Consider the following 21,594-nt stretch of genomic DNA (forward strand, 5'->3'; position numbering starts at 1 on the left):
ACCAAATTGCGCATCACCCCGCAGCAACCGACCTTCCGGCTGGCCGGCACCCTCATGACCGTCGCCGGAGCGGTCTCCGTGTGGCTCACCCGCTGATACGCGGGCTCGAAGCCGGACATGGCTGTGCCCCGTCGCCTGACGGGGCACAGCCAGAGTGCAAGGCCCGCCCTCCACTGCACCGCTCCGTCGGCTCACCGCCCAGCCCTGTGACTGCTTGGTGGTCTACCCACCCGGTCGTGTCCGTCCCGGACAGCCGCAGCAGATCGAACGCGACGAAGTGGGCCCGGCCACTCCTCCGCCGCCCCGGCACCGTGCCGGGCAAGTCGCCGGCCTCCTTCGTGGTGTCCTTCTCCAGCACCTCCGCGTTCCCGATCAACGTGCGCGTGATGTCGATAGCCAGCGTTCCTTTGTGCAGCGACGGGCGTGCTAAACAAGGTCACGGCTGTAGGACCAACGGGTCTCGTCCGCTGCCTTGCGCAAATACCGACGTGTGCGGCGACCGTTGTTTGTGGGTCAAACGACCGGCACAGTCAGCGACCGGGTCGCGCTACCGTTCCCGTTGTATTCGATCCGCCCACCCCGCTTCGAGGAGAGAAATCCATGAAGGTTCTGCTCAAAAAGCGTTCTGCGAGCATCCTTTCGGCCGGCGCCCTCCTTACCGGCCTGCTGGGCGGCGCGATTGCTACCGCACCGTCCGCCGCAGCTGCGGCAACCTACGAATGCAACACCTCCAAGAAGCTCCCCACGGGGAGCTACTACATCCTGATGCCGCACCAGAACTACGCCCCCGCCGACCCTTACTGGTGCTACCTCAAATACGGGAGTTCGAATAGCGGAGTGAGTGCACTGCAGTTCACGCTGAACAAGTGCTACGGGGCGGGACTGGTCGTAGATGGTGATTATGGCCCCGCAACCAGGTCTGCAGTGATTACACTTCAGAATCGTGTTGGCGTCCGCGTGGACGGCGAATACGGACCGGAGACCCGCAATGCGATGAAGTGGTCGCACCGGACCAGCAGCGGCGCACACGCTTACTGCGCATAGAGCTGACCTGCAACTACTCCACCACGTGGGAGGGCCCCGGCGATGCCGCCGGGGTCCTCCCACGGTTCAAGATCAACCGGAGACCTTGGCACGGCGACCGTGTCGGCCGCGGCCGTCCTGGTGTCGATTGGATGGGCGGCCGTACCGCCGGGTTTGACTGACCAGACCGACAGTGGCTCCGTACCCACGTGTTCGTCGCCCTCCCGCCTGCGCTGAAGGGCGACTCGTAGATCTCGATCGCGTTGTGCCTCGGCTGCGGAGCGCCCCGGCAGAACCAAGAAGCCGACGTCCTGCAACAAGGCCTCGCGAACGGGCTTCCGGTCTAGCGGGTAGACGAATCGGCAGTCCGTGGGCCCCCTCTTGGGCGAGCAGACCTCTTCTGGCTGTCGCAGAAAGAGGTGTCCGGGCCGGGGCACGGCTTGCCCGGCAGAGGGGCATGCGAGAACAGTGGGGGCTTGCCCGGGGGTGCTGCACCCCCCGGTGCGTGTCCCGGTCCCACCGTCCGGGCAACGGTGGGCGCGGTGGTCGCCGAACTGTTCCAACACTTCACTGCCGTACGCGCCGATCGCTCCGCCCGCACGGCACACCGCCACCAGGCTCTGGCGGCCACCGCCCCCGGCCTGTTGACCGCGCTTGTTGGGCACCGCGAGCCGCAGTACCTGGGATGACAGCATCCTTACCGGCACCCCAGCCCCAGCGGACCACCACGTCACGGCTCGACTGCATCACCGCATTTTTCAGGAATTGTTTGTTCGGCGCCAACGACTCGAAGGCGAACAATGCGCGGGCCGCTATACCTGTGCCAGCAGCGCAAGAGACGTTGCCATCCGTGTGAGCCAGGAGAGCTGATGAACAAAAAATTCCTTGCCGCCGCTGCGGCCCTCGCAGGCGGCCTTATCGTTGGCACAGCCGCGCCCGCCTCAGCATCCGCGGCGGCGACTGTGTGCGATCAGCGCCACCTCTGCATGTGGGAGGACACGTACTATCAGGGGGACATGTACCTCAACATATACATGGACGCTGAGGCAAATATAGGCACAGTCGGGGAGATCGACGGCTGGGACGGCGACAACGAGATCAGCAGCCTCTCGAACGGAACTCGTTTCTCCATCGCCTTATACGACGGTGATGGCGGCACAGGGGAACGCTTGAGGTGCTACAACCCCAACCTCGACGTCCCGATAGTGATACCCAATGACAGGGCTGAGAGCTACAAAGTCCTTCGCGGCTACACCTGTTAGCCCACGCTCGCCGGGTACCGGGCCTATCAGGCCGTGCCCTGCGTCCCTGTACGGGTGCGGGGTACCGTCTCCCGTTGTAAGGGCCAGTCGATGTCGCCGGCGGCGTCCGCGCAAGCGACGGAAGCCATCACTGCCCCGGGCTCGAGACTGGTGGGCTCGCATGTTGAGGCGTCGCGTATTCGCCACCGGAGACCGATTCTTGTCCACAGGACGTGACAGACAGTGATCTCCGGGAAGTCTCGCCCCCGCTGGGTGTCTCGTGATCGCGATTCCCCGCTTACTCCAGGTAGAGTGCTGCCAAGCGCGGCAGGTGGCGAGTCATTTCGCCTTGGTCGTCGAAGTCGAAGTCCCAGGTGGGGTCCAACTCCGGGTATCGGATGGTGAATGCGTCATCCGGGAGTTGCTTGCCTGTCGCCATGACGTGTGCGTTCCAGACGATGCTCAGCGCCTCCTCACAATCGAGATCAATTCCGTCGGCCGCTGCAGCTCGCACGATGGGCACTTCTACGAGGGCATCGGGGTCAGCAACTATGCGCTCGAAGACCTCGCGTCCCTGCGCGATCAGCCAGCCGCGGAAGTAGTCGAAGCCGTCGTCGGAGCATCCACCGTTGATCACGTAAGCAGCAGCCCACAGACGATTCGTGTAAGAGTCGGCCATCAGGTCCCACAACACCTGCTGAGCGGCGACGATCTCCTCGGCCGGGTGCGTGGCCAGTTGCGAGGCTGCCCGGCGGGCGACAACTTCTCCGTCGTTGAGGTTGGATGCCTGGTTGCGGGCTGCCTCGATGAGCTGCCAGAACTGCTCTTTGTTCATGGCGGCAGAGCATGCCACCTGGTACTGACATCATGCCGGTCCCGGGAGGTTGGCTCGCCAGAGCAACCATGTCGCCGCCCGTCAGCGTGTGTGGTCGCCGGGGCGTATCGGCTCCTGGTTCCTCCGGCTTCGGTGACCAGGCGGGTGGCTGCCTTGTCGTGGTAGCCGAGCGCCTTCGCGATGACGGGAGCTGGGGCCTGAAGGATGAGTTGGCGGATCGCGGAGGTCCTGCCACGTTGCGGTGGGACACCGATCTTCCGCAGGTGGACTTGGCAAGTCGTAGGGCCACTCGTGCGGCAAGTGGTACGGCAAGAGCCGCGGCGGCGACCCGGTGGCGGCATACAACCACTCGGCTGACCACGCCCGCAGCTGTCCAGGAGGGTGGAAGGCATCCCAGATGACATGGACTCTGCCGGAGCCGATGCTCACCGACGCGGTACGCAGCCCCGCCCTGCCAGCGTCGTCGGCCGCGGAACCGGAGTGGGACAGATTCCGGGCCGCCCTCTCCGTCGACGACGGCCAGGTAGTGCTGCGCTCACGCCGTGGCACCCAGATGGCACCCGCGTTCCCTGAGGTCGTGACCGGTGCCGCGCAACTGCCCGACGCCACCGCCCTGGACGGCGTTATGTGACCTTCACGGGTGTCTCAGACCCAAGGTGTCTCAGCGTGAGTCAGCGCACCGGGCAAGGGGGTTCTGACAGTGCCTGTATCACCAGGGTCTCCCCGATGTGCAGTACGCCTGTCAACCTGGCGTGAGTCGAAAGCGCCGACAGCACTCCATGGACACGCACTGCAGCTTTACCTCCATCAGCTCAATTCAGCTGCTGCCCCGAATGCGTGACCGTGTCGGCGCATTCTGACACGACAGAAGGAACGGATACCAATGACGGACAACCAATTCACCACTCACACAGAACTTTTCGATCTGAGTGGGAAGTACGCCCTTGTCACTGGCGGAACCAAGGGCATTGGGATGATGATTGCGCGCGGCCTTCTCCAGGCGGGCGCCCGCGTCGTCATCAGCTCACGCAATGCGGATACGTGCGCGGAGGCACAGCAGCTGCTATCCGAATTCGGCGACGTCCAAGCAATTCCCGCCGACCTGTCCAGGCACGACGAGTGCCGGCGCCTCGCTGATCTTGTCTTGGCCGACTCGGAACGCCTGGACATCCTCGTCAACAACGCGGGAGCGATGCGTAGCGCGCCGCTGGAGACGTTCCCGGACGAGGCCTGGGATGCAGTGCTCGACCTCAACCTCAAGTCGCCGTTCTGGCTGGTGCAGGCACTGCTTCCCGCACTTCGCAGGGCGGGCACCGCCGATGATCCGGCACGGATCATCAACATCGGCAGTATCGCCGCCATCCACGTCGCCCAGGCGCCCACCTACTCGTACTCCAGCAGCAAAGCGGCTCTCCATCAGCTCACCAGGGTGCTTGCCCGGGAGCTGGGCCCACAGCACGTCACGGTGAACGCGGTAGCACCGGGAGTCTTCCCGTCGCAGATGATGGGGGCCACGCTCGATGCCATCGGCGACAAGATCGCGGCGGCGGCCCCACTGCGCCGGCTCGGCCGCGACGACGACATGGCGGGTGCCGCCGTGTTTCTCGCCAGCCGGGCTGGGTCCTACCTCACGGGCGCCATCATCCCGGTGGATGGCGGCACCGCGACGACTGCAACGGGTACCCCCCCTGTCATGGGCCACTGACCAGTACGGCTGAACGGTCCTATGGTAGGGGGATGGTCACGATGGATCCACGCACCGAGATCCGGGAGTTTCTCAGCTCGCGTCGTGCCCGCATCGCACCCGAGCAGGCGGGCCTGCCCGCTTACGGCGGCAACCACCGCCGGGTCAAAGGTCTGCGCCGCGAGGAGGTCGCGCTGCTCGCGGGGGTATCGGTCGACTACTACGTGCGCATGGAGCGCGGCAGCCTCGCCGGTGCCTCCGACGGAGTGCTCGACGCGTTGGCCTCTGCCTTGCAACTCGACGAGGCCGAGCGCGACCACCTGTTCCACCTCGCGCGCCAATCGAGGGCGCCCCGCAGCCCACGCCGGCGCAAGCCTGCCGTGGGGGTGCGCTCGACGCTCCAGCAGGTGCTCGACGCGATCTCCGATGCGCCGGCCTGGATCGGTAACGGCCGTTATGACGTGCTCGCCATGAATCAACTCGCTCGCGCGCTGTATTCACCGGTGCTGGCCGATTCGCGACGGCCCGCGAACACAGCGCGGTTCGTCTATCTGGAGCCCGAGGCGGCCAGAGATTTTTTTGTCGATTACGACCAAGTCGCCGGTGCCGTGGCTGCGAAGCTGCGCATGGCAGCCGGCCGCAATCCGCACGACGAGGAGCTGATCGCCCTGGTCGGCGAACTGTCAACGTGCAGTGAGCTGTTTCGGCAGCGGTGGGCATCTCAGGACGTGCGGCTGCACCGGTCCGGCCGTAAGCGTATGCACCATCCGATCGTGGGCCGGCTCGACTTGGACGTCGAGTCCATGGAACTGCCCGCCGAACCCGGCCTGCACCTCAACGTCTACACCGCACCCGCGGGCACACCGACCGCCGACAATTTGGCGCTCCTGGCGTCGTGGGCGGCCACCCAACAGACGCTGGCGACCGAGCTCGAAGCACACAACGGATAGTCCAACCCCTTCCAGCCGTACTACTGAACTTGAACTCGTGATGTCGGCCCAGGGTCTGATCGTGCTGCCAGGACGGCTGCTCTACGATCCTGTGTTTGCCATACGTGAGGCGACGAGCTCCACGAAGTGCTGGAGGACGGCGAACGGCAGCGTTTGCGTCGCGTCGAAGTAGACCTCTGCCGGCTTCTCCTCCTCGGGCGCGTAGACAAGCACCGTCACGGCTGTCGGCCCTGGAGCAGACAAAGCGGGCGTAGAAGAGGCCCGGCCCGGAACCATGAGGGCCTCGCTGAGCTCGAAATGTGTCATCCGGCCCTCGCCCGCACCCGTCTCGGTGGCGAGGGCGCAGAACAGATCACCGTCGTAGTCCCAGGTCAGCAAAGACATGGCGGTGATGCTGCCATACCTGGCGCCGCCAACGGTCGGGCATTTCCATCACCGCATCCGTCAGGGCCCGGATCCATGCTCAAACCGGTGCCGGCGAGACAGCCATCGACCACATCAGGGCGGTACTGGATCTGCTTGAGCCGACGTTTCACTGCCCGGGTGATCTGGCCATGGTCAGCCGCCGCGAGGTTACCGATGTCGCGCTTGACCAGCGACCAGAGGCCCTCCTGAGGGTTGAGGTCCGGGGCGTAGGTCGGTAACTGAAACACAGTGGGCGCAAGCGGTGTTGGCCTCGAAGAACTCCCGTAGTGGCGCGACCAGGTGCATGCGCAGGTTGTCCCACACCAGGACGATCGGGCCGCCGAGTGCGGGCGCGGATGACAAGGTCGCGGTAGTCCTTCCAGCCGAAGCCCTTCGGTTCGTCCTTGCGGCCCCGGTACTCGCAGATCGCGTAGATCAAACGGGACCGCTCGCCGGGCTTGTAGCAGGTCATCCCCGCCATCGACACACGGCCCGAGCCACGTCCGCGCACACGGACGACCGGGGTGCTGCCCTGTCGGCCCCAGGTCCTGGCGCGCGGCGGCGTCATCGACTGGCCGGCCTCGTCCTCGAAGACCACCCAGGCATTGTTCGCCGCCGCGGTGCTCTTACCCGCGCCCAGGCCTCCCGCTTCCACAGCTCCACCGCATCGTCTTCGCGCTCGATCGCGCGCCGGGCAGGCTGCTGCCAGGACCAGCCGTGCCGCCGCAGCAGCCGCCATGTGCTCTCCACGGTGGAACAGGCGGCCGATCAACGTCTTCACCCGGGCCAGCGTCCACCGCTGGTCGACCCACCCGTGGGCCAGCGGACCGCTCCAACTCCCGTTCCAGCCTGGCTATCTGCACGTCTGACAGCCGAGGCCTGCCGGGTGAACCCTTCGACGTCAACCCGACCAGGCCCTCCTCACACCGCTGGCGCCGCCAGCGTTCCACCGACCGCTCCGAAACGCGCAACGCGGCAGCAGTCTCCCGGTTCTTCTCACCAGCCTCGAAGCCGACCATGGCCTGGCGCCGGACCCGCTCTCGCGCAGCTCTCTCGGCGTCGGTCAAGCCGCGGCCGTGCGGATATCTCACCTCACCAGGACTACCGAAGACACCAGCCTGCTGGCCGGCGAACAACCCGACATCACCCGATCAAGTTCAGTAGTCAGCGGACCATGACGTGGGGCAACAAACTGCCGGAAAGCCGATGCGCGTCTCCCACACGCATGCGCCGTGCTGTAGCGACGACGTGGTCATGGCCGGGCCGACGAACTCCCAGCGGGCGGACTTCACGATCCAGCTATGGGTGCCGAGCCTGTAGGCCTCGCTGTCCCGCACGTCGAGGAGCCGCACGCGGACATCGTCGGGGAACGCACACCAACGGGCCGCCATCGCTTCGCCGTCGCGGGTGCGGACCTCGAAGGGGGTGATCTTGTTCCGCCAGGTCTTACGGGCTCGACAGGCGATGTAGTCCGTGTGGAACCTGAGTAGAGCGTAGGCGTACCCCTCGTCGACGTACTCCTTTGGGGCGACGGTCTCCAGTAGCTTCCCAAGTTTCGCCAGGTGAACGAAGCGGTTACCAAGCCCCTCGACGTCGCTGTCCATTGGCGCCGGGTAACTGGTATCGCCCTTCGTGAAGTCTTTGTGGTTCTCACTACGAAGTAGTCCGTCTCGTCGAGGTCCTTTCTGGCGTACTCCGCTGCAGTGAGCAAGATCGCGACGTCTCGTGCACCGACCTTCACCTTCTTGTCGCCGTCACCCTTGATGCCAGCAGGCGGAAGGACGTTGGCCTCCCGCTTGAAGCCTTGGAGGGCCGCGTCGCCACTCTTCAGGAGCACCTGCAAAAATTCGTACTTCTTCCGCCACATCTGCCGCACGCCCTCCACATCCGGCTCTTCGAGTTTCGGCTCCGTCCGGTGGCTCTTGTGCCCGAGCTGCCACAGCGCGCGGCCCGCGACGCGATACGCCTCGATGTACTCAAGAGCCTTCTGCGCCGCGAGCTCCTCCACGGCCATGGAGGGGGCACTGACACGCTCGGTCCCCGTCGCCACGATGGCGCGGAGGACCTCTACTTCGCTGCCGTCGAGGCGCATGCTCCGTATGGCGCATGTGTCAAAAATGATGACGCTGTTGCCCTAGCTCTCGCGATGTGTCCAGCAACGACTAACACCGGGACCCGCCTGCGCGCAGCCGAGTTAACAGATCGGGAGACAAGACGGTCCCGAAGCCTCGATGGAGGAACCGCCCTGGGGCCGCAACAGCGAGGACCGGCCGATCGCGTGGGTGGGCAGCACACCCGACGACTGGTGAGTGCACCAGGCCGTTGCCGCCGCCCACGGACCGGAGTTGGAGGCGGTGTGACGCCGCCGGACACGCCCCCGGGTGGGCAGCCGGGTTCCTTCGCCGCCCGGGACGAATGGCATCGCACCCCACTACACGCACCTCAGTGCGATGCCATGGGCTCCGAGATGCGGCATCGCACTGGAGTGTGTGTAAGCCATGGGATCCCGGGCCGCTCCGCCTGCGGACAGCATGGCGGCAGGGAGGGGCCTGTGTGCTGATTCTCGTTGATTGGGCCGGCTCCGACCAAGCCCGGCGTGCATCCCCGGAAGTCTCGGAATCGCGAGGGTCACTCCAAGCGAGCGTAGTCCTCGGCTCTGACGTTGATCGTGGTACGCAGGTTCCAGTGGTCGTGGCTAGTGCACTGCCTGACGCAACGCAGGTGCATGAGATCGTGTCTGGAGCAAAAGGGCTGCCCCGGCCGTTATGGACATGGGGGCCGGTAGGCCAGGTTCCCGAAGTAGTTCCTCCACTCGGAGCGGGTCATCCTGGGGTGACTGATTCGGCATACCTGGGCTGCGACGCGTTGTGGGGAAGTCGCCCACAGGCGGGCGGTGCGGTCCGCGCCCGCAGTGGCCAGGGTGTGGCCGCCGGGGCCGAACACCGCGCCGAACACCGCCGTGGTGTGCCCATCGCCGTTGGTCAGGGAGGCCAGTGCGTGGGGGCGGTCCGGATCGGTTGTGTCCCACAGGCGGGCAGTGCGGTCCGCGCCCACGGTGGCCAAGGTGTTCCCGTCAGGGCTGAAAGCGGGAGAGTAGACGGCTCCGACATGGCCGCCGAGGACCGCTGTCTGGTTCAGGCGGCGCCCGGTGACACTCCACAGGCGCGTCGCGCCGCCGAATTCCGTGGTGGCCAAGGTATCGCCGTCCGTGCTGAAGGCAACGGCGCTGACCCCCTCGGTGAGGGTCGGGGAGGTGTCCAGCCTCCTTGGGCGGCGAGGGTCGCTGACGTCCCACAGCCGCACCGTGCGGTCCCAGCCCCCGGTGGCCAGGGCGGTGCCGTCAGGGCTGAAGACGGCGGCGTTGGCGCCCGTGACGTGTCCGGTGAAGGAGGCCGACGCGCGAGGGCGGCGCGGATCGGTGACGTCCCACAGCCGCACCGTGCCGTCCAGGCCAGAGGTGGCCAGGGTGTGCCCGTCGGGGCTGAAGGCCACGGTGTTCACGTGGTCACCATGTCCCGTGAGAGTGCCCAGAGTGTGGGGGCGGCGCGGATCGGTGATGTCCCACAGCCGGGCCGTGCGATCGTGACTGCCGGTGGCCAGAGTACGGCCGTCCGGGCTCAGCGCCAGCCCGCATACGGCGTCCTCGTGCCCGGCGAGGGTGGCCAGCTCGCGGAGGCGGCGCGGATCAGTGGCGTCCCACAGCCGGGCGGTGCGATCGTGACCGCCGGTGGCCAGGATACGGCCGTCGGGGCCGAACGCCACCGCGCAGACGGTGTCGGTGTGGCCGTAGAGGGTGGGGGCGGCCAGGTCCCACAGCCGGGCGGTGTGGTCGTCGCCGGCACTGGCCAGCGTGCGGCCGTCGGGGCCGAACGCCGCGAAGACGGCAGCGTCGGTGTGCCCGGTCAGCGTGGTCTGCCGCCTTGGCCGGCGCGTGTCGCTGATGTCCCACACCCCCACGGTGTGGTCCAGGCTCGCGCTGGCGAGGGTGCGCCCGTCCGGGCTGATGGCGACTGAGCGCACGCCGTCGGTGTGGCCGGTCAGGGGCACCGAGCGGGCTTGGCGTCCGGGGGCGGCCAGGTTCCACAGCCGTACCGTCCGGTCCCAGCTCGCACTGGCGAGCGTCTTCCCGTCGGGGCTGAACGCCACCCAGCTGACAGCGGCGGTGTGGCCGGTCAGGGCGGCCGAGCGGCGAGCGCCCTTGGCGGCGTCGAGTGTCCACAGGTGTACGGCGTTGTCGAAGCCGGCAGCTGCCAGGGTGCGGCCGTCGGGGCTGACGGCCACAGCGACGAGCGCGGCGTTCGTGTCGTCGTCTGCGAGCAGCGTGGCCGTCGTGCGAGGGCGGCGCAGATCGGTGACGTCCCACAGCCGTACGGTGCTGTCGGTGCTCGCGGTCGTGAGGGTGGTGCCGTCCGGGCTGAACGCCACGGCGTTGACGTCGCCGGTGTGGCCGCGCAGGACGCCCGTGCGGCGGGGATGGCGCGGAACGGTGATGTCCCACACCCCCACGGTGTCGTCCCAGCTCGCGGTGGCCAGGGTGCGGCCGTCGGGACTGAAGGCAGCGTGGCTGACCTTCTCGGTGTGTCCGCTCAGGGTGGCCAGCGCACGGGGGCGATGAGGGTCGGTGATGTTCCATAATCGGGCCGTGTCGTCGTTGGCAGCGGTGGCCAAGGTGCGGCTGTCGGCGCGGTAGGCCACCGCGTTGACGTTGTCGGTGTGACCCGTGAGCCGTGTCGCGTAGGGGGTCGCGAAGGTGCTGAGCAGGCCGCTGCGGGCCTCGGTGGTGGGGGCCAAGCGGTAGGCGGCGAGGCTGAGCTGGGTGGCGAGCGCGGGGTTGGTGGAGCGCAACGCGGTGGCCTGCACCGCGACTTTCTGGGACAGCGCGATGTTGCGCTGCCGGGTGGCAGTGTGCTGTGCGCGCACCGCGTAGACGGTGGCGGCCGAAGCGGTGACCAGGAGCACGGTCAGCAGCACTGTGAGCCGGCGCAGTCGGCGGGCACCGCGGCGTGCGGCGGCTTGTTCGCCGTCCGCGGCGGCCCGGCTCACGTCGAGGAACTCCCGCTCCCGCGCAGACAGGGAAGCGCGTTCCAGCGCGCGGGCCGTGGAAAGTCGCGTGCCCCGGTACAGCGCGCCGGGATCCCGTCCCAACGCCTCCCACGCGTACACCGCATCGGTGAGCTGGCGCAGGACCCGCATCGCTTCCCGGTCCTCGGCCAGCCACTCGTGCAGCCGGGGCCAGCAGCGGATCAGTGCCTCATGGGTCAGCTCCACCCGTTCGCGGTCCAGCGTCAGCAGCCGTGCGCCGGCGGCACGATCCAGTACGGCGACGATGTCGGCGCCGTCGGCCTGCTCTGCGAGCCCCTCCAGTTCCTCCAGGCGCGCCGGCCGGCGGGTGTCCTCCGTCCCGTCGCCCGGCGCGGTCAGCCGCACGAACACCCGCCGGGCCAGCTTCCGTTGCTCCGGTTCGAGCTGTCCGTAGAACTCCTCCGCGGTGCGGGCCAGGCTGCCTTCGAGTCCGCCCACTGCCTCGAATGCCTTCAGTGTCAGTGCGTGGCCGCGCCGCCGCTGCCAGGTCTGCAGCAGGGCGTGCGACAGCAGCGGCAGCATGCCGGCCTGGCCGTGTGCCTGTGCGGTGAGCGATGCCAGCAGTGCGCCCTCTATGGTGCAACCGGCCCGCTGGGCGGGTTGCACCACGGCCCGGCGCAACTCCTCCAGGCTCATCGGCCCGACCGGCACCTGCGCGTCGCGCATCGCCTCCACCAGCAGCAGGTCGCGGGTGCAGTGCGCGTAGAAGTCTGCGCGCACACCGAGTGCCACCCGGCACCGGCCGGAGGCGGCCGCGGTGACCAGTGCCTCGATGAAGCGGTGCCGCTCCGTGTCGTCCCGGCACAGCGTGAAGGTTTCCTCGAACTGGTCGACGACCAGCACCACGTCGCTGCCGACCGCACCGGCACGCGCAGTGATCTGCCGCAGCACGCGCCCGAGATTCTCCGGATCCTCCCGCAACTCCCCATACAGCGCGCCCGGCACCAGGCCGGCCAGCGCACCCAGCCGCACCGCGCACTCCTCCAACGGCCGCGGCCCCGGCGTCAACACCACGACCGTCGTCGCAGCAGCCCGCAGGCGCGGCACCAGCCCTGCCCGCAACAGTGACGACTTACCCGAACCCGAGGCCCCGACCAGCACCAGGAACCGCTGGCGCGCCAGCCTCTCCGAAACATCCTCCAGCAGGTGCTCCCGGCCGAAGAACCACTCCGCGTCCTGCTCCTGGAACGAACGCAGACCCACGTACGGCGGTGCACCGGCCTCCTCTGCCGGGCCACGGGCAGGCTGCCCTTCGCCGAGGTCTCGCGCCGCCTCCCGCCAACGCTGCTCCCACTCCCGTACGTCCCCGTCACAGGCGCGCACGTACGCCAGCGTCACCGCCAGCGTCGGAAGCCGCTGCCCGGACGCCGCCGACGACAGGGTCGAGATCGAATAGTGCGCCTGCTCCGCCAGCTTCCGGTAGGGCGGACTACCCGCCTTCTGCCGCAGCTGCCGCAGGCCCGCGGCGAACTCCGGTAACGGACCGTCCCCCACATCCAGCGGTCGCTCTCTGCGCGGCATCGCCGCACCTCCCGGTTCCCCCAGGCCACAGTGTGACTGCTTCGTCATATTTTTCACGAGTTGTTTGTTCGACACCAGTGCCTCGAAAGCGAACAACGTGAGAGCGGCTACAACAAGAGCGGCCGATTCCCGGCTGGACGCAACGGATTGCGGAGGCACGGAAATGTCTGTCCTACGGAAAATGACGGCTCAGCTCGGAGCGATCACCATCGTTCTGGGTGCGGCCTTGGTCGCTGCCCCGTCCGCGCAGGCGGACACGGCGGACACGACCGAAACCCAGCGGCACGCGATAGTAGGCGACGAAGCCCAACCGGCCGGCTGGGACCGCGTGATCAGCGTGGGTCAAGGTCGCAGTGCCTGTCCGGTGCACTACGTGTGCATCTGGACGGGCACGAACTTCACCGGTAGCGGCAGGGGTTACACCGGCAGCATTTCACGCGGTGATGGGGTGACGTGGTTCGGCACCGTGTGGCAGGACCGTGTCTATTCGGCGTTCAACAACACCCTCTCCGTCCCGATCACTTTCCTCAACATCTACGGCAGTACCGGGACCCCCATCGGCAGCCTCAACCCCGGCACCTGGGTCGCCAGCGGCTGGGTGAACAGCGACAAGGCGGACGGAATGGCCTACCTGTAGCTCGCCGCACCTGGTCGTCCACGCGCGGGCCGCGTGCGTCGGCAACCGCTTGATCCCGGTCGGCCGGGCACTCGTCCGAGGCGCCCACGCCGACGACCTGGCGGTGATCGGTTGGACGACACCGTGCACATCGACACCGAGCCTTCGGACACGTCGCCGCCCGCGGCGTCCGCGGGCTCGGTGTCGACGCCTCCCTCCACCCGTTCATGGCGCAGGAGCAGAGCTTCGGGACGGGAGAGGAAATCGATGAGACAAGCGAGGAAAGGAGCGGCTCGGTCAAAGGGCTCAGCCGCCGCTGGGGCCGCGTAGCCCGCGGTCATCGGGCTCTCGCTTCCAGGCAGACGAACGGATGGCACCTTCGACGCTAGGGACGAGAGCCCGACGCCACACCAGCGTGGCTGCGCACGGCGGAAGACCCGGTCTGCTTCGGCGCGTCCCCGGCCGCCAGACCCTCACGCGGCGTGAACGGTCCCGGTTCCTCCTCCGCCAGCCGTTCCCGCTCGCCCAGCCGTTTCAGCTTCGACCGGAAGCGCTCCCCACCTTGCTCTTGTCGATCGACAGCCCCAGCGCGGCACACAAGCAATGCGCCCGCATCGGATTCACCGCGTCCCGGAGAACCTCAACGATGTACCGGTACGAACCCGGCCCGCTCCGAGGGTGCTCGATTCTCTGCATCAAAGGACGGCAGCTCAGTCAGCCCGCAGACCGGGATCCATCAGGGCCGCCAGAGCGTCTCCGTCAACCGGGGAACGGCTGGATCCTGATCAGAACGCCGACGGCTCGTCAGATTTCGGTTGACTTCGTCCACACGTCACCCCTCGCCGCTCGACCCCGTGATGCCACAGCCCGCGCTGACCAGCCGTGGTACGCGTCATGGTCGGGGGGTGCGCAGCCCCATGGTCAGGGCGGAAACCCATCTGCGACGGGCGGTGCACACGTCTCACTCGGGTGCCGCATGGCCTGGGTGGAAGGCATCGACCGTGACGTGGACCTTGCCGGCCGATGCTCACCGAAGCGGCGCACGGCCCTCCGCCTTGCGCCGCTGTCGGCCGCGGAACCGAAGTTATTGACAGGGTTTGTTGGTGTCTGCTGTCCAGTGCCAAATGCCCGTTGCGAGATCTCTGTCTTGGATCCCCAACCGGGTGTGGCCGATGGGACGGTCAGTTCACGCGGCATGCGTGGACATCGTTGCCTTCGTCAGTGTCGGATCAGGCCGGTGCGTTTGACCGTCGCCAGGAGTGGGGTGGTGTCGATGGCGGTGACCCCGTCGAGGGGGCCGACGGTGTCGGTGAGGAAGGTGTACAGGGCGTCGAGGTCCGCGGCGGCGACAGCGACGACCAGGTTGGCGGGCCCGGTGGTGGCGGCGCAGAACCGGACGTGCGGGTGGGCGCTCAGGGTCTGCGCGGTCTCCTGCAGTGCACCCGGCCGTACCGAGATCCACAGCAATGCCTCGGTCTGCGCGCCGAGGAGTGCGAGATCAAGTTCGGTGGCCAGGCGCAGCACCTGGGCATCCACGAGGGCTTCGAGTCGTCGGCGGGCGGTGAGTGCGGTGGTGGCGGCGCGGCGGGCCAGGTCCGTGTAGGTGGCCCGGCCGTCCTCGGTCAGCCCGGCGATCAGCGCGATGTCGACGTCGACTTGTGTGTACGACGGTGTCGACGTCGTCGGTTGCACGCGATCGGGGGCCAGTTCGGCCAGTTCTGCGGGTGAGAGGAGGCCGGCGGTCCAGCGGAACGCGGTGGGGAAGACGCGCAGCAGGGTGTGGGTGGTCCAGGAGCCGACGGCGTCGGTGGCGGGCAGGTCGCGCAGCAGCAGGTTGTTGCGGGCCTCCGGACCCTCCAGGAAGAAGACCGTGGAGATCTCGTCGCCTCCGCCGAGGATGTCCACCCAGACGGTGTCGGTGCGGCGGGCCAGCGCCTGCGCGACCTGACGGATCTTGTTGGGGCGGCAGCGGATGCGCAGGGCGACGGGGACGAGGGGCGGGAAGCGCGCCGGGTTGCGTACGACGGTCGCGTGCAGGGTGCCGTCGGCGTAGAGGAGGGCGACACGGCGTACGACGGTGCGCTCGGACAGGCCCAGACAGCGCGCCACCTCGCGCCAGGAGGCGCGCGGCGAGGCGACCAGCGCGGCCGCGATCCGCCGATCGGTCTCATCGAGCACGTGTCTCATGATCTGCATCATAGGCGGCAGATCTGGCGTGTTTCCTATGCAGATGGCCTCTGGTTGGCGCTAAATCCCCCTACGGCTCCTACAACAGTCACGTCACCGAACGACACGTTCGAGACCCGACACCTTCAGGATGAGGGAGAAGACGATGACTGAACATGGAGCCGATCTGCTGATCCGCGCCGGCGCGGTGAACACCCTGGTGCCTGGTCAGGCCCCGCAGCGGGCACTGACCGTGCGCGGCGACCGTATCGCCGCCGTGTCCGCCGACCCGCACGGCCTCGACCACCTGGTGAGCGCGGGAACGAAGGTGCACGACCTGCCCGGTGCCACCGTGCTGCCCGCCTTCGACGACACCCACACCCACCTGATCTTCGCGGCACTGGGCGCCCAAGACGTCCCCGTCCACCGGGCCCGGAACATCCCCGAGTTTCTCGACCTGATCCGGCAGCGGGCCGCGGTCACCCCCGAGGGCGAGTGGATCCGCACCACCACCAACTGGCAGGAACTCAACCTGGCCGAGCGCCGCATGCCCACCGCGGCCGAACTCGATGAGGCCACCGACCGGCACCCGGTCCTGGTCAAGCGCGGCGGCCACAACGACATCGTCAACACCTACGCGCTCCGTCTGGCGGGCATCACCGAGGACACCCCCGTACCGCCGGGTGGCACCATCGGCCGAGGGAGCGACGGCAAGCTGGACGGCCGGCTGATCGACAACGCCCTGCACCTGGTGGAGCACCTGGTCCCGGCCCCGGACCGGGCCGAGCGCATCGAGGGACTGCGCCTGGCCAGCCGCGACTACGCCGCCACGGGTATCGGGACCGTGCGCGACTGCGCGGTGACCCCCGAGGACTACGCGGTGCTCCTGGCCGCCCGTGAGGCGGGGGCGCTCAGCACCCGGGTGCGGGCCCTGATCTCGGCGCTCGGGCTGACCAGCGCGGCCCAGGTGGAGGACCTGCTCGACGTCATGGAAGCGTGGCGTGACAGCTCCGACCCGTGGCTGTCGGTGTGGGGTGTGAAGTTCGGCCTCGACGGCGGACTGGAGGCCGGGGCCACCGAGGAGCCGTACGCCTGCGACCACTCGTACTCCGGGATGCTGATCTGGGAGCCGGATGCGCTGGTCGAGGCGGTCGAGGCGGTGGTCCGGCGCGGCTGGCGGGTCGGCACGCACGCCTACGGCGACCGCGCGGTCCGCACCCTCCTGGACGTCTACGAACGTGTCCTTGAGCGCAACCCCGGTCTGCCCGCCGGCACGCTGGTGATGGAGCACGGCGGCCTCGCCGGGCCCGAACAGCGCGCCCGCGCCGTCGCGTTGGGCATCCCCGTCACCATCCAGCAGCCGCTGCTCCACGACACCGCCGAGGTGGAGGAGGGCTTCTGGGGCCCGGAACGCGTAGCCCGGCTCTTCCCCGCCCGCGGCTGGATCGACCTGGGCGCCCAGGTCAGCGCCGGATCCGACTTCCCCGTCGGCCAGTTCGGCGCCATGCGCTCCATCTGGGGCATGACCACACGGCAGACCGTTATCGGCGTCAAGGGCCCCGAACACGCCATCACCTACGACGAAGCCCTCACCCTGCACACCACCAACGCCGCCCGGCTGACCGGCGAAGAACACCTGCGCGGAACCCTCACCCCCGGCCGCCTCGCCGACCTCACCGTTTGGGACCGGGACCCCGCCCACTGTCCCGGCGACGCCCTGCGCGACCTGAACCCTACGCACACCTTCGTCGGCGGCCTTCTGGTCACACCCACCGGCACCCGGTAAACACGCCCCTTACTCACGACAGGGCCAGTCAATCCCCTCTGTTGGGACTGGCCCTGTCGTGGTCGTGCCGACTCCCGATCATCACGCCTAACTGGGCCTGGGCCATCCAGGGGCAGCGGGCGTTGCGCCGGCTGCGGATGAGCGCCCCCAAGTCCACGGTGGCCGTGGACAACGCCGCGGGGTACGGCGGTAGGGCGTGGATGCGAGCGAGTGGTCCCCCCGTTATGTTTTCCGCGGTCCTGCAAGAGGGCCGCAGGCCTCCGGGCCCGGCATGACTGTTCCCTCCTGTCGAACGGATGACCTGGGGAGTGGTGTCACCGGGCCCGGGAGGCGCCGTTGGAGACGCTGATGAGAGGTCCGACTACCGCCTGGCCTGGCGCAATGCCCGGCCGCTTGCGGGCGGCAGGTCTGCACAACCTGGATGCGCGCATACGACGCCAACGCCCTGGCCAGCACCGCGCGAACCCCGTTCGGGAGGATGGGTTGGACAACATCGACGCCGTGGGCGTCTTCCTCGGCCTGGACGTCGGCAAGAGCGCCCATCACGGCACGGACTCACTCCGGCCGGCAAGAAGGTCTTCGACAAGCAGCTGCCCAACAGTGAGCCGAAGCTGCGGGCCGTCTTCGACAAGCTGACCGCGAAGTTCGGCACCGTGCTGGTGATCGTGGACCAGCCCGCCTCCATCGGAGCCCTCCCTCTGACGGTCGCCCGGGCGGCCGGCTGCAAGGTCGCCTACCTGCCCGGCTTGTCCATGCGCCGGATCGCCGATCTCTATCCGGGCGAGGCGAAGACCGACGTGAAGGACGCCGCGGTGATCGCGGACGCCGCCCGCACCATGCCACACACCCTGCGCTCGCTTCAGCTGACCGACGAGATCACCGCCGAGCTGACCGTGCTGGTGGGCTTCGACCAGGACCTGGCTGCCGAGGCCACCCGCACCTCCAACCGGATACGCAGCCTGCTCACCCAGTTCCACCCCAGCCTTGAACGCGTCCTCGGCCCGCGTCTGGACCACCCTGCGGTGACCTGGCTGCTGGAACGCTACGGATCCCCAGCCAGCTTGCGAAAGGCCGGACGTCGCCGACTGGTTGAGGTGATCCGGCCCGAGGCTCCGCGCATGGCCCAGCGGCTGATCGACGAGGTGTTCGATGCACTCGACGAGCAGATCGTCGTGGTCCCGGGCACCGGCACCCTCGACGTCGTGATTCCGTCTCTGGCCCGTTCGCTCGCGGCCGTCCACGAACAGCGACGAGCCCTGGAAGCGCAGATCGGACCGCTACTGGAGGCCCACCCTCTTTCCGCGGTCCAGACCTCGATCCCCGGGGTCGCGGTCAGGACCGCCGCCACGCTGCTGGCCACCGTCGGCGACGGCACCAGCTTCCCCACCGCCGCCCACCTGGCCTCCTACGCCGGCCTCGCCCCGACGACCAAGTCGTCGGGGACCTCGATCCACGGCGAACGCGCACCCCGAGGCGGCAACCGGCAGCTCAGACGGGCGTTGTTCCTGTCCGCGTTCGTCGCCCTGCACGACCCCACCTCCCGCACCTACTACGACCGCTGCCGAGCCCGCGGGAAGACCCACACCCAGGCACTCCTCCGCCTGGCCCGACAGCGGATCAACGTGCTGTTCGCGATGCTCCGAGACGGCACCTTCTACGAACCCCGCGTCCCCCAAGCGACGGCTGCATGAACCGGCCCACAGGCGGATCGACTCCAGTCAACACCTTGTGTCGTCTGTCCACGCGGAGATCTCCGCGGCACCCCGCCGGACAGCTTCTTCCTGGTCCTGGGCGAGCTTCCCACAGACCGCTGCGACGTCTGGCACACCATCCGGTCCTACGAGCGCGTCATGCACCCCGGTCTGCAGCCAGTCAGCGTGGTCGCCGTCAGCCTCGCCAACCGCGAGCGCGATGAGCCTCACGGCGGCCACAGTCCCCACCTGGGTCAGGGCTTCTGCCGTCCGCCGGGTTACCGCCGTGTCCTCGACATCCAGCAGCAGCCCTGCCAGCACTTCCGCAGCCTCAGGAACATCAGCGAAAGGAGCAAGGCCACGTCCAGCACGGACACGTTGCGTCCACGAAGGAGACGACGCCTCAGCCAAGGCCGCCTCCATCCCGCTCATCATCTCTGCACGACCAGACAGTTTCATGCCCCAGGAAAAAGATCGAAGCTGCGGGCCGAAGTTGCCCGCAATCTTGACCAAGACCATAGAGGCCCCCCGGCGACTCCAGCAGTTGGAGGGCCACGTCGATCCGTGAACCCATCAGGTATTGGTACGAGTCGCGGCCCGTGGCTGCCTTGGAGCGGCGGAGGAAGTGGTAGCGGCTGTACCCGGTAACCGCCGCCAATACCTCCAGGCCAATGGGTTCGGCCAGGTTCTCCTTCATGTAGCCCGTGACCAGGGCCACTTGTTCCCATGCCAGGGGCTCGATCACTCTGCGGTCCGCACTCGCGCACCGCTTGGTCCGCCAGTTGGTAGCGGCGGGCGTTTGTGCGCGACCGCGTTCACGTAGCAGGTCTCGGCGCCGTCCCGCTGCGCGCGGAGCAGGGCGTCGAGGGCCAGAATGACCGTCAGGTCGCGCACCTGCACCGCGTCGTTGACCCAGCCCGTGCCATCGGCGGGGTCACCACTCAGGCGCCCCTTGGAGTCGCGCTCGAGCAACTGCGGGCGCACCACGACAGAGGCCAGATGGACCGGCTCGGCGGAAAAGCAGCAGGCCGGTGAACTCCGCGGACGGGTTCGGGGGCGTCATCCACGAGTCGCCTCGCACGAACGTTCTCTCGGACACCGTGGTGGCACCCTGGTGCCGCAGTCTGGCGACCCTGTCGAGCAGCACCATGACGCGCAGGTCGCCGCCCGACAGGAGTTTCACCGACGCGTTGCCCGGGTCAGCCTCATCATTTCCACGGGAATGGATTCGCCCACTCGGAAGGCAACCGTCATGTGCGTCCCCACCGCCTCCAGCATCCCTCGGCCGACCTGACCGCTGTGATCGCGACACCCGAGAGCGAACTCGCCCCGCGGCTCCCCGCCCGGGGCCACGCGCACTCCGCCGCCACCGATGATCCCGAGTGACACCATCTGCTGGACGCGATGGCCCACCCACGCACCACGCAGGCGTTCTATCGCCTGGCCACCGTGGGCAGCTGACGAGGCGAGCCCGATCCCTCCCTGCCGAGGAAGCACGCCGCCGCGAAGCTGCGGACTCCACCACCGCCGATACCGACCGATCGCTCGCTCTGCCGCGCAGTGACCGCGCGGCCCGCAAGAACGCCCGGCCGAACACCCGGGTTTGCCCCTGCGGCCGATGCTGAGGGGAGCCGGCACAGCCCATCCTTGGACCACAGCGGCATCTGGACGGAACCTGAGCGCCACGCGACAGTGTGCGAGCAGCGCATGGAAGGTGTAGGCGATGGCCGGCATCGGAGCGGCGGACGACGGGTCGCGTGGGGCGTTCTTATTGGACTCCACCGTGCCGGGTGCGGCACCGCAGGGATTCGACGCCTTCCTGCGCGGGTGGGAGGCAGAGTTCGGCGGTGGCTTCCAGATGCCGTCCCTGTGCCTGGCCACAACCGGTGACTTCCGGGTCAAGGGACGCTTCGCCAGGGTGCGTGACGTGGCGATCGGCGATCTCCACGGCGCGTCGGCCCTCCGGACCGGGGGCGCCCCGTGCGGCGTCGAGGATCTGGTGGCGATGTACGCTGTGCGGCGCGGCACATGGACCTTGGGCGCCCTGCGTGATCGCGGTGAGCACACCGTACCGGCCGGGCAGTTCCTCCTCGGGCGCTTCGGGAGGCAGGTGCCCTTCGAGACGCCGCCGCACACGAAGCTGAAGATCCTCATCCTGCCCGCCGCAATACTCGGACCACTGCTCGGGAACCGGATGCTCACCGGGCCGGCGGAGTCGGCCGAGATGCGCCTGCTGACGGCCCACGCGGACATGGTCCACGCAACCGTCACCGATCTCGGCCCGGCCGGTGCGCTGGCCGCCCACAGCTGCCTGATCGAACTGGCCAAGGCGGTGGTGACACGCCGGTTCGACGACACGGAACCCCTCCTGGCTCCCGCGCTCGCCCAGGCCGCGAAGGACCTCGCCGACAGCCACCTCGCCGACCCCGAGCTCTCGCCCGCGATGCTGGCGCGTGAACTCAACGTCTCCGTACGGACGTTGCAGCGGGCGTTCGCCACGACGGGCGGGTCGGTGACCGCCCACATCCGCCGACGGCGGCTGGAAGAGGCATGCCTCGCCCTCGCCGTCCCGTCCAGCCGGCTGAGCGTCTAGG

The 21,594-nt window shown here is 68.2% G+C and carries 18 protein-coding genes and 2 pseudogenes; 10 read left to right on the forward strand and 10 right to left on the reverse strand.

Translation table 11 applies throughout. From position 1 onward, the window contains the following. Window positions 1-600 precede the first annotated feature (600 nt). A complete protein-coding gene (locus ACFWXQ_RS05140) occupies window positions 601-1,044 on the forward strand; it encodes a peptidoglycan-binding protein (RefSeq protein WP_386267580.1) in 444 nt (147 codons plus the stop codon). 848 nt (window positions 1,045-1,892) lie between these two features. Next, window positions 1,893-2,285, forward strand: a complete 393-nt coding sequence (locus tag ACFWXQ_RS05145) for a peptidase inhibitor family I36 protein (protein WP_383957282.1) — start codon at window positions 1,893-1,895, stop codon at window positions 2,283-2,285. A 277-nt stretch (window positions 2,286-2,562) separates the two neighbouring features. Here the strand turns inward: ACFWXQ_RS05145 and ACFWXQ_RS05150 are convergent, their stop codons facing one another. Then, window positions 2,563-3,099 carry a DUF4240 domain-containing protein gene (locus ACFWXQ_RS05150; protein WP_383957284.1) on the reverse strand — a complete coding sequence of 179 codons (537 nt, stop codon included), beginning with the start codon at window positions 3,097-3,099 and terminating at the stop codon, window positions 2,563-2,565. A gap of 397 nt (window positions 3,100-3,496) precedes the next feature. Between ACFWXQ_RS05150 and ACFWXQ_RS05155 the strand changes: the two genes are divergently transcribed. The 3 genes from ACFWXQ_RS05155 (at window position 3,497) to ACFWXQ_RS05165 (ending at window position 5,733) form a co-directional block, all read left to right on the forward strand. Next, a complete protein-coding gene (locus tag ACFWXQ_RS05155) occupies window positions 3,497-3,730 on the forward strand; it encodes a hypothetical protein (RefSeq protein ID WP_383957286.1) in 234 nt (77 codons plus the stop codon). 252 nt (window positions 3,731-3,982) lie between these two features. Next, a complete protein-coding gene (locus ACFWXQ_RS05160; RefSeq protein ID WP_386267583.1) occupies window positions 3,983-4,804 on the forward strand; it encodes an SDR family oxidoreductase in 822 nt (273 codons plus the stop codon). Window positions 4,805-4,845: 41 nt separating this feature from the next. Continuing rightward, the gene (locus ACFWXQ_RS05165) at window positions 4,846-5,733 is read left to right on the forward strand and encodes a helix-turn-helix transcriptional regulator (protein WP_386267790.1); all 888 of its coding nucleotides are present in this window, start codon (window positions 4,846-4,848) and stop codon (window positions 5,731-5,733) included. An 81-nt stretch (window positions 5,734-5,814) separates the two neighbouring features. Here ACFWXQ_RS05165 and ACFWXQ_RS05170 read toward each other — a convergent pair whose 3' ends face one another. From ACFWXQ_RS05170 to ACFWXQ_RS05190, 5 genes and pseudogenes are all read right to left on the reverse strand, one after another. Then, on the reverse strand, window positions 5,815-6,117 hold the full coding sequence (locus ACFWXQ_RS05170) for a hypothetical protein (protein WP_383950329.1): 303 nt from the start codon (window positions 6,115-6,117) through the stop codon (window positions 5,815-5,817). A 585-nt stretch (window positions 6,118-6,702) separates the two neighbouring features. Further along, window positions 6,703-6,888, reverse strand: a complete 186-nt coding sequence (locus tag ACFWXQ_RS05175; RefSeq protein ID WP_383950327.1) for a winged helix-turn-helix domain-containing protein — start codon at window positions 6,886-6,888, stop codon at window positions 6,703-6,705. A gap of 182 nt (window positions 6,889-7,070) precedes the next feature. Then, a pseudogene (locus ACFWXQ_RS05180) lies at window positions 7,071-7,157 on the reverse strand (helix-turn-helix domain-containing protein); the annotation flags it as partial. 138 nt (window positions 7,158-7,295) lie between these two features. After that, window positions 7,296-7,742, reverse strand: a complete 447-nt coding sequence (locus ACFWXQ_RS05185) for a hypothetical protein (protein WP_383950324.1) — start codon at window positions 7,740-7,742, stop codon at window positions 7,296-7,298. Window positions 7,743-8,901: 1,159 nt separating this feature from the next. Next, on the reverse strand, window positions 8,902-12,741 hold the full coding sequence (locus tag ACFWXQ_RS05190; protein ID WP_383950321.1) for an XRE family transcriptional regulator: 3,840 nt from the start codon (window positions 12,739-12,741) through the stop codon (window positions 8,902-8,904). 181 nt (window positions 12,742-12,922) lie between these two features. On the opposite strand from ACFWXQ_RS05190, the gene ACFWXQ_RS05195 reads away from it, so the two are divergent. After that, window positions 12,923-13,378 carry a peptidase inhibitor family I36 protein gene (locus ACFWXQ_RS05195; protein WP_383950318.1) on the forward strand — a complete coding sequence of 152 codons (456 nt, stop codon included), beginning with the start codon at window positions 12,923-12,925 and terminating at the stop codon, window positions 13,376-13,378. 1,197 nt (window positions 13,379-14,575) lie between these two features. Here the strand turns inward: ACFWXQ_RS05195 and ACFWXQ_RS05200 are convergent. Then, on the reverse strand, window positions 14,576-15,553 hold the full coding sequence (locus ACFWXQ_RS05200) for an Lrp/AsnC family transcriptional regulator (RefSeq protein WP_383950335.1): 978 nt from the start codon (window positions 15,551-15,553) through the stop codon (window positions 14,576-14,578). Between the two features lie 136 nt (window positions 15,554-15,689). Here ACFWXQ_RS05200 and ACFWXQ_RS05205 point away from each other — a divergent pair, with 136 nt between their 5' ends. Both ACFWXQ_RS05205 and ACFWXQ_RS05210 read left to right on the forward strand, forming a co-directional pair. Next, window positions 15,690-17,309: an amidohydrolase gene (locus tag ACFWXQ_RS05205; protein ID WP_383950315.1), complete on the forward strand. Its 1,620-nt coding sequence runs from the start codon at window positions 15,690-15,692 to the stop codon at window positions 17,307-17,309. 483 nt (window positions 17,310-17,792) lie between these two features. Beyond that, a pseudogene (locus ACFWXQ_RS05210) lies at window positions 17,793-19,000 on the forward strand (IS110 family transposase). 27 nt (window positions 19,001-19,027) lie between these two features. On the opposite strand, the gene ACFWXQ_RS05215 reads toward ACFWXQ_RS05210, so the two are convergent. The 3 genes from ACFWXQ_RS05215 to ACFWXQ_RS05225 form a co-directional block, all read right to left on the reverse strand. Next, window positions 19,028-19,321, reverse strand: a complete 294-nt coding sequence (locus tag ACFWXQ_RS05215; RefSeq protein ID WP_383950312.1) for a hypothetical protein — start codon at window positions 19,319-19,321, stop codon at window positions 19,028-19,030. 82 nt (window positions 19,322-19,403) lie between these two features. Then, window positions 19,404-19,745, reverse strand: coding sequence for a hypothetical protein (locus tag ACFWXQ_RS05220; protein WP_383950310.1), 342 nt, complete (start codon window positions 19,743-19,745; stop codon window positions 19,404-19,406). Continuing rightward, window positions 19,742-19,987: a hypothetical protein gene (locus tag ACFWXQ_RS05225; protein ID WP_383950307.1), complete on the reverse strand. Its 246-nt coding sequence runs from the start codon at window positions 19,985-19,987 to the stop codon at window positions 19,742-19,744. The genes ACFWXQ_RS05220 and ACFWXQ_RS05225 overlap by 4 nt, the downstream gene beginning before the upstream one ends. A 267-nt stretch (window positions 19,988-20,254) precedes the next feature. On the opposite strand from ACFWXQ_RS05225, the gene ACFWXQ_RS05230 reads away from it, so the two are divergent. Both ACFWXQ_RS05230 and ACFWXQ_RS05235 read left to right on the forward strand, forming a co-directional pair. Then, complete coding sequence (locus tag ACFWXQ_RS05230; protein ID WP_383950304.1) at window positions 20,255-20,386, forward strand: hypothetical protein; 132 nt, start codon at window positions 20,255-20,257, stop codon at window positions 20,384-20,386. A gap of 337 nt (window positions 20,387-20,723) precedes the next feature. Then, window positions 20,724-21,593: a DNA-binding protein gene (locus ACFWXQ_RS05235; protein ID WP_383950301.1), complete on the forward strand. Its 870-nt coding sequence runs from the start codon at window positions 20,724-20,726 to the stop codon at window positions 21,591-21,593. The last annotated feature ends 1 nt before the right edge of the window (window position 21,594 follow it).

The organism is Streptomyces sp. NPDC058697 (assembly GCF_042715345.1).
Taxonomy (GTDB): Bacteria; Actinomycetota; Actinomycetes; order Streptomycetales; family Streptomycetaceae; genus Streptomyces; species Streptomyces liliifuscus.

Coding starts and splice junctions, on each gene's coding strand:
- ACFWXQ_RS05140 (WP_386267580.1), top strand. CDS start 601: ATGAAGGTTCTGCTCAAAAAGCGTTCTGCGAGCATCCTTTCGGCCGGC.
- ACFWXQ_RS05145 (WP_383957282.1), top strand. CDS start 1,893: ATGAACAAAAAATTCCTTGCCGCCGCTGCGGCCCTCGCAGGCGGCCTT.
- ACFWXQ_RS05150 (WP_383957284.1), bottom strand. CDS start 3,099: ATGAACAAAGAGCAGTTCTGGCAGCTCATCGAGGCAGCCCGCAACCAG.
- ACFWXQ_RS05155 (WP_383957286.1), top strand. CDS start 3,497: ATGACATGGACTCTGCCGGAGCCGATGCTCACCGACGCGGTACGCAGC.
- ACFWXQ_RS05160 (WP_386267583.1), top strand. CDS start 3,983: ATGACGGACAACCAATTCACCACTCACACAGAACTTTTCGATCTGAGT.
- ACFWXQ_RS05165 (WP_386267790.1), top strand. CDS start 4,846: ATGGATCCACGCACCGAGATCCGGGAGTTTCTCAGCTCGCGTCGTGCC.
- ACFWXQ_RS05170 (WP_383950329.1), bottom strand. CDS start 6,117: ATGTCTTTGCTGACCTGGGACTACGACGGTGATCTGTTCTGCGCCCTC.
- ACFWXQ_RS05185 (WP_383950324.1), bottom strand. CDS start 7,742: ATGGACAGCGACGTCGAGGGGCTTGGTAACCGCTTCGTTCACCTGGCG.
- ACFWXQ_RS05190 (WP_383950321.1), bottom strand. CDS start 12,741: ATGCCGCGCAGAGAGCGACCGCTGGATGTGGGGGACGGTCCGTTACCG.
- ACFWXQ_RS05195 (WP_383950318.1), top strand. CDS start 12,923: ATGACGGCTCAGCTCGGAGCGATCACCATCGTTCTGGGTGCGGCCTTG.
- ACFWXQ_RS05200 (WP_383950335.1), bottom strand. CDS start 15,553: ATGCAGATCATGAGACACGTGCTCGATGAGACCGATCGGCGGATCGCG.
- ACFWXQ_RS05205 (WP_383950315.1), top strand. CDS start 15,690: ATGACTGAACATGGAGCCGATCTGCTGATCCGCGCCGGCGCGGTGAAC.
- ACFWXQ_RS05235 (WP_383950301.1), top strand. CDS start 20,724: ATGGCCGGCATCGGAGCGGCGGACGACGGGTCGCGTGGGGCGTTCTTA.